The sequence below is a fragment of the Sphingobacterium sp. UBA5996 genome, from assembly GCF_002429765.1.
Lineage (GTDB): Bacteria > Bacteroidota > Bacteroidia > Sphingobacteriales > Sphingobacteriaceae > Sphingobacterium.
Window position 1 is genome coordinate 27054 of sequence record NZ_DJAS01000022.1, and the last position, 13843, is coordinate 40896.

A 13843-nucleotide genomic window follows, 5' to 3' on the forward strand; every position below is an offset into this window, starting at 1 on the left:
CAATACGTTACGAATAAGACTCCATATAAACCTTTGGTGACATACCAAATTCCGACTGAAAACATTTTGAGAAATACGACGAATTGGAGAATCCGACCATATACATCACCTCGGCTACAGTAAACTTCTTTTGCTGTAGCAACAGCGCGGCTTTTTTGATGCGGATACTGCGAATATATTCCACAGGAGTATACCCCGTGAGCTGCTTCATTTTTCGGTAGAGTTGCCTTGCCGCTACATCAGTGAGTTCGCTGAGCCGCTGTACGGAAAATTCCGAATCGTCCATATTTTCTTCAATCAACTGCGTTACTTTTGCTAGGAATTTTTCATCTGGTGAATGTACCGCAACTGGTTCTGCTGGTTGACTGATTTGATCGATACGCACTTGAGCGACAATCTTATTTTTCCTTTCCAGGAGCTGCTGTAGCTGCATTTGCAGCAAATCCAGATCGAAAGGCTTAGCTATATAAGCATCTATGCCAACAGCTACCCACTCACGTCTGATGAGCTCATCGCTTTGCGCAGTTAACAAAATGATGGGTATTGTCGCTGTCAATGTATTTTGGCGCAGCTTTTTGACCATTTCAATGCCTCCCATATTGGGCATAATGGCATCTGTAATGATAATATCCGGCACAAAGCCATGCCCATCGATCAACCGTAATGCCTCACTTCCGTCACCAACGATACTGCAATCGTAATTTGTTTGAAGGGTATTTCTTAAAAAATCAGCAAGCTCGGCATTATCTTCGACGATCAACAGTTTTTTTCTGCTTGAGGTGTTGGTTCCGGCGGCAGGATTCTTGCTATTTATACGATCCTGCTTCCAGTAAAGCGTTGCAGTTGTGCCATTTTGATCGCTCGTTATCGCAATGTCCCATCCTAATTGTTCACAATAACTTTTGACTAAGTAAAGGCCTACTCCCGTTCCCTGTACCTCACTGACCTCTCTTAAAGAAGAGCGATAAAATTTGCTGAATATATAAGGGAAATCTTCCGAAGCTATGCCAATTCCGGTATCCCGAACGATCAGCTTAACGTCGTCACCATTTACTTCCAGCCGCAGGTTCACGCTACCCTCCGGTCGATTATACTTACAGGCGTTGGCGATCAGGTTGTTGACGATTGATCCTAATTTGGCAACATCCGTCTGTATAAAGACGCTCTCTACAGTCGTCGAAAATCCAATATGGATATTGCTGTATTCAGGCACTTGCTGCCATTCAGCTATAAGCTGTGCGCAATAATCGACCAGATCAATTTGAGAATTCAGCAATCCCTGTAAAGGCATTTGCTGCTGCTCCACCTGGTCAAAAGTCATCAATTCCTGAATAAGCTGACTGATCTTTAAGGCATTTCGATGTACGCCATCCAGCTGCTTCTTTTTATCGCTGTTCTTGGTCTGCCGCATCATTTGGCTCACGGGAGCCAAGATCAGACTCAAGGGTGTTTTCAGCTCATGCGATACAGCAGTTAGAAAATCCATTTTCATCTTTGTGAGCTCCTGAACCTTACGGCGCTCACGTCTCTCCCATTTCAGCGTACTGCGTACCCTGAAAAAGTTGACTATCCAGAGGATCAAGAAACCAGCAATGAGTACATAAAGACTTTTGGCCCAATAGGTCGCATACCAAGGGTAGCGTATTGTAATTGAATAGGTATAGATTTCAGAAACTACATGTCCAGCAATATCCACCCGCGCCAACTGAAGATCATAGCTTCCGGAATTTAAGTTGGACAGTAACACCTTATTATCTCCACGTTCCATTGGAATCCAGGTTTCATTTTTACCTTTAAACGAATAGGCAAGTCGATAGCCGAGATGATTTCCATAATCCAGGTCGGAAAACTCCAGCCGAAGGTTGTTCTGATCATGCGCTAAGGTGATTTCGTGTCGGTAGCGCAAACCATAATCATAACTACCAAACCTTTCATTATTGACATACACTGCGGTGAGTACAATCTTTTTCGAGCGGTCTACATCTGCTTCCTCCTTTTGTGCAGGCAACAAAACTACTTCATCAACCCCTCCCAGGATTACTTCGTCTCGCTCCGTATCGTAGTACATAGAAGATACACGCTGCCCATACCGCAATAATTCAGCCTTTAGACTTTGCTTATTAATCTGCCAGACTCCAGCACTCGTTGCTACCCAGATATAAGCATTGACTTCGGCCATAGCGGTCACTTCACCCTTGTCAACAGGATCAAAACGAATCAACGTGTTTTTTCCATCCGCTGCAATTCGTCGCAACTCGCCGTGTTCCCCTACCCACACCGTATGCTGTTTATCCTTGAGCATAAAGGTCGCGCGATCTAACGGGTGCCCCGCACTATCCGTCAGATCCCTGATCTTCCCAGTAGCCACATCAATGCTGCTGATTCCTTTGTTATAGAAAAGTGCCAAGATCTCTCCCCTTCCATTGTCGACAATCTGATTGGCGAAATCTTCTAAGAGGCCATCCTCTTTGCTGAAATTTCGGTTTGCGACGACCTGCCCAGTAGCTTCCAAGAGTCTATTTCTGTTGACCACAAATATTCCCCCCATATAGGAGGCTATCCACAGATTACCTTGTCCATCTTCCAGCATATTATAGGACCATTTCGCATTCCGTTTGCCGGTAGCATCGATAATCGTCAGGTTTTTAAACTGCTTGGTCTGCGCGTCGAACACATCGACTCCACCATCGGAAGCAATCCATACCAATCCCGCACGATCCTGATAGATATCGCGGATACGGTTATGGGTCAGCCGATAGGTTCCAGCATCCATCCGATACCAATTGCTTTCAGCATTTCTATCGCCCAGTCCATGTACCCGAATTAAACCATTGTCGCCACCCAGCCAATACCAACCGTTACGGTCCTTCGCAATTTTGTAAAAACGGTTACCGTCGTTACTTGCTGTCAATTGGTATATTGGAAGTGTTTTTTCTACCTTGCGATTAGACCACAATGAAAAGCCAAAATCCGTACCTAACCAGATATTTCCCGCTCGGTCTTTAAAGATACTCCATATAATATTATTGGCCAGCGAGTTTCTATTACGGGAATCATGTTTGATCCGCTTCACGAGCTGCTGATTCAGCTGATAAGTAAAAAGACCGTCATCTGTTCCGACCAATAAAGTGTTGGAATCTTTCGACGCCATCGCCTTGATCGGATGGTTCTGTAGCACAGGAGTCTTACGAAGCATATGTTTTTTAGCATCATACAAGTATAGCCCATATTCTGTCCCAATAAATGTTTTGCTTACCTCCGGAATAGAAAATATGGAATTTACAAATTGGTTGCTCCCTTTTTTATAATCGGGCAATGTTAAGGCAATAATCTCTTTATGAGCTGCATCTAACTCAAAAAGTCCATTATACGTGCCTATTAAGATGCTATCGTCGATCTTATCAAGTGCGTAAACGGCAGGTCTGCCTTTATTAGTAGGAAATGACTTGGTGTAGTCGATAAGTTTATGCGTCTTTATATCATAGCAGTACAAACCAGCAATGGAGCCTATCCATAATGTATTACCCACGACCAGTAGTGACCTGACGTCAGAAGGACCTCCTGAAGGGAAAGAATCGAAACGGTCTAACTGGTAATTATAGAGTAGAACGCCTTGTCCGGTACCCAACGCAAAATGCTTATCATCGACCATTTCAATACAATATACAAAGGTCTGAAAAGGATATTTAGTTCCCGTAAGCGGCTGCAGCGCATAGCCATCATAATTAAATAGGCCATTGTTACTTCCTAGCCATAGCATTCCCAAACTATCCTGCGCAAATGAGTGTACGGTATTTGCGTTCGTACCCAAAGAAATATTCCGGAAAGACGGATAATCCAGCGATTGTCCAACAACCGAAGTACTGATGAAGGAACAAAAAAATAAACAATAGAAATAAAAAGATTGCATTTCTCAAAAGCGCTATGCTACAAACTTAGTTAATTCTTATGGAATACATCATATGCCTAATGGAATACATCATAAGCGGTTTGGCACTGATATACGCCCCTTTTAATGACAAAGCCTGCCCGATGATAAATAATTAAATCAAACATTAAAACGTATACAACGTAACATCAATTTATGGCTAACACCAATTTTTAATCAATTTTTAGACAGTGATTCGTCATTGATTATTCAGTCCACACTGAGCAACCACTGAGCAACCACTGAACGAGCACTGAACAAGCAGTGCAAAATGGGTCAATTTGGTTACCAGTTGATTCTCATTTGCTGCCCCTAAAAAATAAGAGATAAAAAAAAGTTAGCAATCTTTTGTACAAAAAAAAGGCTAGGTCAACCACGAACCTAGCCTCTACAAAAAACAATCCTTTAACCTGCGTTTATTTAACTAATTAATACATTTCCGATCAAATAACAGTGTCCACGGCAAATTGTTTAAATTATTTTTATTTTTTTGATAGTGTCCCATCAGAAGTTATATAACACGCGACCTTCAAAGTTAGGGTCATCTGTGATCAGCCAGCTATATCGTTCATACCAATCGTGCGGTATAGCTAACAAAATATAATAGCCAGACCTATACATAAAAAATTTTTTCAAACGAAGCCTGTGAAGTGTTGTTCTTTTAAAAAAAAATATATATGGCACATTTAGAAGTAAAACCTAAAAATGGAGCTCCTTGGTGGCTATGGCTCCTGCTATCACTCCTTGCATTGGGATTGGTCCTTTATTTTGTAAACCGCTACAACAGCGGCGCGCGGATAAATGAAGCTGCTCCAGATACAAGTGTAAATACCACAGCGCCACTAACGGATACCCTTTAGACCCTCGTAAAAAAATTGAATAACTCAAAAACTAAAGACATGGCATTAGAAGACAAAAACTATAATCATTTAATTGAACTCGGAGGAAGCGATTATGAAATAGTCGATGGAGAACCTGATATCCGAGGATGGAAAGTAAAAAATGAGGCTGGTCAATTGATCGGACAGGTAACCGATCTACTGTTTGATCCGCAGAGCCAACAGGTTCGCTATCTCCTCATCGACCTGAATGATGCTGAATTTGTTGTGGAGGAAGATAAGAAAATACTCGTACCCATAGGTCTTGCCTCGCTTTATGACGGCACGAAGATTCAGGCGAGTAATGATACCGCCTACCCAACTCCTCCCGTTGAGCCGGTTAATCCTGGCGAGATCTTTACTGTCGACGAGATTCCGACAGAAGAGCCTGCAACGGATTATCTATACAATCCTGCTGATGACGGAGAGGTGGTCGTGCTATCCATCACGGAAGATCAAGTCATTCGGCTGCCTGCTTACCACGCGCATCATGTCGATCCGGAAACGGAATTATCCATCCGTCACGTCTTTGAAGGCACAGGCGATGTTGGATTTGTCGTAAGCGACAATCGTTATGATCCATCCACATTCTATACGCATTATCACTTTAGTGAAGATACTTTTTATAGCGACGGAAAACAGATGGATACACTTCCTTCTGATCAAGCGCAACGGACTAGACGAGTGGCTGCTCGACACGACTATGGAACAGCACATGAGCCTGATACGCGCAGCGACAACAACCAACTATAACAAAATATAAATAAACTATATTGCACTCATTACGGCTTCGATATGCTATTTGCGAAGCCGTAATTAGCGTATAGAGGCATCATTACCTCTGGTGTAAACTCAATTGCAGCGTTTAAATACGCCTTGACAGTGTATTTTATTACCTAAACCACCACACCAACTACCTAAATTCCCTTGTAATTCGCCAAAATAGCATCATAATTGCATACTGTTAAAAGACATCAATATAAATCGGTTATGAAAACATATTATAAAATTGTCAGCGAGAAAAACAGGAAAACGATCGGCAGATATTACGAAAAATATAGCTGGTATAAGTTGGATCGCGAGGAGCTTGCGCAAGAATTGCTTATCCGGGGCGGCTTTTTGATCATACTGACGTATATGCTATGGTAAAAAAATGACATTATAGCGATATCTATTTATAATTTCCAAACCATTTGCACGGTTGTGTTGTCTTATGTGTAAACTTAAATCAGACAACACATTGAACAGATTTACCCGAATTGCTTTAAAAACGCTTTTGTGGATTATTGGCGGAATCATTGGACTCTTCATTCTAATTATCTTTTTGCTGCGTCTTCCCTCGATACAGAATTATATTGCCGGAAAAGTAACCCATTATGTTGAAGGCAAAATTGGCACCCCCGTTAGAATTGGCTATATCAATATTGATTTTCCCAAAAAACTGGTCTTGGAAAACATCTATCTCGAAGATCAGAGTAAGGACACTTTAGTTGCTGGAAAGAGCATTGCGGTGGATATCAATATGCTAAAACTACTGAAAAATACGGTAGAGATCCAAAGTTTGGAAGCTGAGGGTATTACGGCCAAAATACAACGTACTTTACCCGACAGCGCCTTTAATTTCGATTATATCGTTAAGGCTTTTGCGTCTGAAAAAGAAAGTCAACCTACTGCTGATACCACATCCGCCCTGTTGTTTAACCTCGATAAAATTAAATTTTCAAAAATACATGTGGTCTATACCGACGAAGTAATCGGTACCGGTGCTGACGTCTATCTAGGCAGTTTAAACACCAATATAAAGAAGTTTGACCTCACGAACAACATGGCCTTTGAGCTGCCAAAAATTCATATCGACGGATTAAATGCCACTGTTAGGCAATGGAAACCCGCCGTAGATGGCTCGGGCCCTTCTGTTGAAGACTTTGGGATCAGCGATAAAACCGCGCAGACGACGTCCCTCCTCCCCGATGTCGGCATCCAAGTGGCAGACCTCAAAAATATTCTGGTCCGATATGAAGATCAGGCCAGCGCACTTAAATCCGAATTTAAGATAAAAAGCTTCCATGCCGACCTCAATAAAATTGATCTGAACAAAGAGTTTGTGGATATTCAAAAGCTTGATCTAGACGGGTCGGACAACAATGTCCTGCTGGGAAAAATTCAAAAAGCGTTGTCCGAAGAAGGAAAAGCTAATCCGACAAAAGCCGATGCTGCTCAAACAGATTCAAGTGCGGCTGGAAAAATGAATTGGGTGGTCTCGGCCAAAGACATCCGCATTAATAACACCAATATTCGTTTCAAAGATGACAACCAGCCCCGCATGAAAGGTTTCGATTATTTTAACATCCACATGCCGGGTCTTAAAACGCAACTGACTGATCTATACTATAGCGCCGATTCCATCAGCGGATCATTGAAAGAGCTCGTAGCTTCTGACCATTCTGGCTTCGTTATCAAGCAGCTGAAAGCCGATTTCAACTATACCAATACCGGTGCCGAAATCAAAAACCTATATGCGGAAACGCCAAGGACACTCATACGGGACTACTTCAAAATCAGTTACCCTTCACTAGATCTGATTGCCAAAAAACCAGAACTGATCACGGTGAATGCCAATATTAACAAAAGCCATATCGATATGCGGGATATCCGGCTTTTCGCACCCTTCCTCGATACCATGCAGGTGATGAAGCCGCTGCTCGACAAGAAATTTTATATCGACACCCGCGTTATTGGTCGTGTAGATGATCTTCATATCCCTACAATCGATTTTCAAACGTTATCAAATACGCGTCTGATCGCCAGCCTTCATCTAAAGGGGCTTCCCGACATGAACAAATTATCGGTAGACCTCAATTTGAAAAAACTGACGACAGGCCGTTCGGATATTGAAAAACTGGTTGCTAAGTCCATGCTGCCGAGTGGTATCGAACTACCCAACACCATCGGCCTAAACGGCACATTTAAGGGCGGAATGAATGCCTTTAACACCAAACTTGCATTGGTAACCGAAAAAGGAACTGCCAAACTCGATGGAAAGGTCCATATGACTAAACAAGATACCAGCTACGATGCCGCAGTCAGCGTCCGCGACTTCAACATCGGTCAGATCATGCAGATGGACAGTACCTTGGGCATTCTCTCATTTGAAGGAAAAATCAAAGGAAGGGGAACCGACCCCAAAAGACTTATGGCAAACTTTGACGGTAAAGTAAACCGGCTCGATGCCATGGGTTACCGCTATCACGATATCGGCATGAATCTTTCCGCAGATAAAGGTGCTATCAAAGCATCCGTTTTAAGTCCCGACCCAAATATCAAACTGAAACTGAATGCTACGGCGAATACAAGGGCTAAGTATCCCAAAGTGGCCTTTGAACTACTGGTCGACAGCATCAATCTGCAAAAGTTAAATTTAATGCCGGATGCTATCAGCTACCGGGGTAAGCTAAGCGGTAATTTTGCTACTGCTGATCCAAACTTCCTCAACGGTGAAGCACATATTACCAATTCGCTGATTCGATACAACAACGATCGTTATGCGCTGGACTCTGTATCGTTACTTGCCAAGGCCGATACGAGCCGCAACCAGCTGATCTTAAAATCTGATTTTTTGAATGCCCACCTGGTTGGCAAATACAAAATTCTGGAACTGCAAAGTGCCGTACAGGATCTTCTGCAGGTCTATTATAAACCAGAAAAACCCGTTTCGATTCCACCATACTCGCCGCAGCTCATCGAATTTTCGGCGCAGCTGACCCGAAATAGACTGATTCAGGATTTTCTTCCAGAACTCACTGAAATGAAAGCTATCAGTTTGGACGGCCTGTTTAACAGTGCGTCCAAAAACCTGTCAGCCAAGTTGGATGCACCGCGCATTGTTTATGGCGGTACAGAAATAAACAATGTAACCCTGGATATCAATAGTCTCGATAGTGCACTCTATTATTCGGCACTCATCAACAAGGTTAAAGTCAGCAGTATTGAGCTTACCAATACGGTTTTCAGCGGAAAGGTAGCTCAAAATAGGATTAATATGGGGCTGTGGATCAAAGATAAACAAGATAAAGAGCAATATCACGTTGGGGCAGACATGCAGGCGCGAAATGGACTATTTGAATTCAGTCTGCTGCAGGACGGCTTGATGCTCAACTACGATAAGTGGGATGTAGCCCCCAACAATACGCTGAAATTTGGTAGCGCCGGCCTATTGGCCAACAATTTTGTACTGCGAAACAAGGGCCAAGAATTGCGCATTGCTTCCCAAGATAGCCTGTTCAATTCACCGCTAAATGTAGCGTTCAACAATTTCCGTATCGAGACGCTGACCAAAATGGTGATGAGCGACAGTCTCGATGTGGGCGGCGGTATTAACGGACAAACCACACTATCACGACTGGAAAGTAGCCCTGTGTTTGTTGCAGATCTTGTGGTAGATAAGTTTTACTTCGGAAAAGATACCGTTGGCAATATTAATATCAAAGTCAATAATGCACGTGAAAACACCTTCAATGCCAATGTTAGCATTACCGAAAACGGAAATAATCTCGTTCTGAGTGGAGACTTTATCAATCCACCACAGGGTGATGCCACGCTTGACTTTACACTGGATGTCGCACCTCTAACCATGAAGACCGTACAGGCCTTTAGTATGGGTAACCTGAAAGACGCCAAGGGTAATCTCGAAGGTCAGCTAAAAATAACGGGCTCGCCTTCAAAACCACAGATCAGGGGCGACCTTAATTTTAGGGAAGCCGAGTTCAATGTTGCGATGCTCAATTCACTTTTTAAAGCAAAAGATGAACAGATCCGTTTTGACCAAAACGGTATATCCTTCCCAAATTTCGAGCTGGAAGATAGCAAAGGGAATATGGCTCAAGTTAGCGGTTCGATCCGTACACAGACCTACACCGATTTTGACTTTGACCTCAACATCGCTATGGACAACTTTGAAGTACTAAATTCCACGCAAGCGGACAACGATATGTTTTATGGAAAAATGTATCTTGGCACGAATCTGCAAATCGGCGGAAATCTGGACAAACCGATTGTGGATGGTACCATCAAGGTGCTCGATAGCACCGATTTTACGCTGGTGATGCCCAACAATGAGCCTGGGATGGCCGACCGGAAAGGGGTGGTTGAATTTGTGGACAAACGCGATACCGCAACGGCGAATGCACTTGCCCGACTAGATTCCATGACCGTCACGAAACTCACCGGAATAGACGTCGACCTCAATCTACAGACCGATAAGGATGCCAAGTTTAAGATTTTGCTCGACGCAGGTTCTCAGGATGCCCTCAACATTCAAGGGGAAGCCGAACTGAATGCCGGGGTGGATGCAAGCGGTAAAATTACGATGTCAGGTACATTTACCGTGGAGAAAGGAAGCTATTCATTCAGCTTTGGACCTGTCAGCAGAGACTTTACCTTTCAAAAAGGAAGCACAATAACCTGGAATGGCGATCCTTTGGACGCACAGCTGAACATAACTGCCGTATACACGTTGAAGGCGCCAACGTTAGAATTGGTTGCGCCACAGCTCGGTACCCAAAATGCTAACTTATATAAACAAAAGATTCCATTCGACGTGCTGTTGAAGATCTCGGATCAATTGTTTCAGCCACAGCTCAACTTTGATATCGATCTAAATGCCAATAATGCCATTGTATCGCAGGATGTTATCAGTAAGGTGGACAACGCTCTGACGACATTGCGCGATAACCCATCTGATCTTAACAAACAAGTATTCTCGCTGATTGTACTGGGTAGGTTTATGTCAGCCAATCCATTTGAAAGCCTTTCTGGCGGTGGTGGTACAGAAGCACTGGTACGGAATAGCGTCAGTTCGTTTTTGAGTGCTCAGCTAAACCGACTCGCTTCGGATTTGATCACTGGGGTGGAGCTCGATTTCAACCTCACGTCGGAAGACGATTACAGCACCGGCGCGGCACAGACACGTACCGACCTAAACATTGGCGTCTCCAAGATGTTACTCAACGACCGCCTGAAAGTCAGCATCGGATCTAATTTTGAGGTAGAAGGAAATTCTCGTCCCGGGGAGGCTTCCAATAACATTGCAGGTGATATTCAACTGGATTACCAACTCTCTCAAGATGGACGCTACTTTGCGCGCTTCTACCGTAAAAATCAGTATCAGGTTACCCTGCAGGGGCAATTTGTTGAAACCGGAATCGGATTCATTATCAACATGGACTACAATAGATTTAAGGAGATCTTTATGCGCTCCAAAAAATTGAAGGAATTTTACGATACCGGCAGCAAAAAGTTTAGGAAACGCTTTGATGTGGACCGTATGGAGCAGGATTCGGCTTATCGCGATAGTGTTAGAACAGTGATACGCGACAGTCTAATGCTTCATAGCCCAGAATACCGCAAACGGATTGAAGAGCAGAAAAAAGAACAGCAACGCCGCCAGGAGGTGGATAGCACAACAAATAGGACGCAAAAAAATAATGCGCCGAAACATTTAGATACGATTAAAACTACAGCGATTAAAAATGAAGATGAGGAAAGGGCTTACCATGCAAATTAAATTACAATGGCTTATGGCCTTAGTGACAATAGGGGGACTAATTGCTGCTTGTTCTTCGACTAAGAACCTGCCTGAAGGTGAGAGTTTATATGTCAAAGGGAATGTCAAGATAGCATCGGATACCATTTCAAAGAAAAACAAAGAAAAGCTGGCGACCTATTTAGCGGAGTCGCTTCGCCCCAAGCCCAATAAGCGGGTATTAGGAATGCCCTACAAGCTTTATTTCAATAACATGGCCGGTGATACAGCCCAAAGCAATTTTATCAAACGATTTCTCAAAAAGATCGGCGAAGAACCGGTGCTGCTAAGCGATGTAAACCGAGAATACAATGAGAATCTTCTCCGCAATAGACTGGAGAATATTGGTTTTTTCAATGCAGAAGTCACCTCAGACACCATCGTCGAAAATAAAAAAGCTACGGTAGACTATACCGCCACCCCTAATTTGATTTACCGCATAAAATCCGTCACTTTCGACGTCGACAGCACAACCCAACTCGGCCGCGATATTCGGGAGACCTCAAGCGCGAGCCTCTTGCGGGTCAATAACAACTATAGTCTTGACGTGGTGCTCAATGAAAGGGATCGCATCGACAATGTATTGAAAAACAAAGGCTATTATTACTTTAGTCCAGACTACATCCTCGTGCAGGTAGACAGTACAATCGGCGACCACAAAGTCAACCTCTATGTGACGGTCAAAAAGGAAACGCCTGAACAGGCGCGGATCCCTTCCAAGATTAACAAGATTTATATCTACCCCAACTATAACGAGACCGGGACGGGATACCAACGTTCGGCCAGAAATGCTGAATTATTCGACAGCAGTTATTATTTTATCGATCCAAATCATACCTTTCGCAAACCCGTTATTGCAAATCACATCTTTTTCAAAGAGGGCGATCTGTATAACCGGGATAACCACAACAGGACCATCAGCCATCTCGTGAACCTGAATAGCTGGAAATTTGTTAAAAACAACTTTGTCGATAGCAAAGAGGTGCCCAATGGGCTGGATGTTTACTATTACCTTACACCGCTGCCCAAGAAGTCCATCCGGGTAGAGCTACTGGGCAAAATGGCCAGCGTGTACAACGGGACCGAAGTCAATGTCAACTGGACCTTGCGTAACGCCTTTAAAGGTGCCGAAAAGCTTAATATCAATGTATTCGGCGGTTACGAATTACAGACGGGTGGCAATGCTGATCTCAACTCCAGCTATTTCCGCTACGGTACCGAGGCTACGCTGACTTTCCCCCGCATACTAACGCCATTTGGCACCATCAATCCGTCGCGCCAATTTATTCCGAATACCTATATCAAAGCACGTTACGAATTTTTAAATCGGAGAAAAGCCTATACCCTCAATTCCATTGCTTTGGACTATGGATATACCTGGCAGGAGAACGAAGAGAAACAGCATGATCTGGCATTGATGGAAATTACCTATGTGCAACCGCGGGGTATTTCAGAAAGCTACAAAAATCAGATGGATACCATTCCCGCGCTACGCCATGTGATAGACCCCCAATTTACCATTGGTCCCAACTATAATTTCACCTTTCAGAATACCATGAAAAAACATCTACAGAACACCTTTTATTTTAAGGGAAATCTGGACTTTTCGGGCAATATTCTGGGGCTTATTAAAGGTGCGGACTTCAATAAGGGCAAAACCTTTAAACTCTTCGACGCCTACTTCTCACAATATATCAAAGCAAGTGTTGACGGCAGGCATTATTTCAAGCTTAGCGAAAATTCACAGCTTGCCTCGCGGGTAAGTATCGGGATGAGCTACTCGTATGGCAATTCGCGTTCCCTCCCCTATTTGAAACAATATTATGTGGGCGGACCAAATAGCATCCGTGCCTTTGGTGCGCGTGCAATCGGACCGGGTACTGTGGCACCAGAACGTCTTGGTAATGGCCTTTTTTACGCCGATCAGACCGGTGATATCAAACTGGAGCTCAATACCGAATACCGCGCAAAAATTACTGGCCCAATACATTGGGCAGCCTTTATTGACGCTGGGAATGTATGGCTTCAGCGTGAAGATGAGACCAAACCGGGAGGAAAATTTAGTAAAGATTTTCTCCAGGAGCTTGCTGTGGGCGGTGGACTAGGATTACGTTTCGACTTTACCTTCCTGATCCTGCGTACCGACTTTTCTATTCCACTCCGCGTTCCTTACTTACCGAAGGGTGAGCGCTGGGTGTTAAAGGATATCGATTTTGGAAGTTCCAGATGGCGTAAAGATAATTTGATGTTTAACCTTGCGATCGGTTACCCATTCTAAAGGATGTGGGATTGTTTCAAGCAGCTGAGCGCTATAAAGCGTAATTTCTATGCTACCGCAGCTAATCAGGTTTTCGAAGGAAAAGAATGTGGACGATCTTTCGCCCTTGATGCTGCGGACGCTTATTGTAGGACTTTAGCACTACGATCTATTCCAACAGTTTCGCAGTTCTCGTGAAC

6 protein-coding genes are annotated in these 13843 nt (G+C 43.6%); 5 read left to right on the forward strand and 1 reads right to left on the reverse strand.

Features of this window, described 5'->3' with window-relative positions; translation table 11 throughout:
* Positions 1-7: 7 nt before the first annotated feature.
* Entirely contained in the window at positions 8-3910 is a 3903-nt protein-coding gene (locus tag B3E00_RS16585) for an ATP-binding protein (protein ID WP_293939354.1), read from the reverse strand.
* Between the two features lie 695 nt (positions 3911-4605).
* Between B3E00_RS16585 and B3E00_RS16590 the strand changes: the two genes are divergently transcribed.
* The 5 genes from B3E00_RS16590 (at position 4606) to B3E00_RS16610 (ending at position 13664) form a co-directional block, all read left to right on the forward strand.
* The gene (locus B3E00_RS16590; RefSeq protein ID WP_293884945.1) at positions 4606-4788 is read left to right on the forward strand and encodes a hypothetical protein; all 183 of its coding nucleotides are present in this window, start codon (positions 4606-4608) and stop codon (positions 4786-4788) included.
* A 39-nt stretch (positions 4789-4827) separates the two neighbouring features.
* Positions 4828-5559: a PRC-barrel domain-containing protein gene (locus B3E00_RS16595; RefSeq protein ID WP_293884944.1), complete on the forward strand. Its 732-nt coding sequence runs from the start codon at positions 4828-4830 to the stop codon at positions 5557-5559.
* Between the two features lie 237 nt (positions 5560-5796).
* Positions 5797-5955 carry a hypothetical protein gene (locus B3E00_RS16600; protein WP_293884943.1) on the forward strand — a complete coding sequence of 53 codons (159 nt, stop codon included), beginning with the start codon at positions 5797-5799 and terminating at the stop codon, positions 5953-5955.
* Positions 5956-6046: 91 nt separating this feature from the next.
* Positions 6047-11368 (forward strand): translocation/assembly module TamB domain-containing protein, encoded by a 5322-nt coding sequence (locus B3E00_RS16605; RefSeq protein ID WP_293884942.1) that lies wholly within the window; start codon positions 6047-6049, stop codon positions 11366-11368.
* The gene (locus B3E00_RS16610) at positions 11334-13664 is read left to right on the forward strand and encodes a BamA/TamA family outer membrane protein (protein ID WP_293884941.1); all 2331 of its coding nucleotides are present in this window, start codon (positions 11334-11336) and stop codon (positions 13662-13664) included. Before B3E00_RS16605 ends, B3E00_RS16610 begins: the two co-directional genes overlap by 35 nt.
* The last annotated feature ends 179 nt before the right edge of the window (positions 13665-13843 follow it).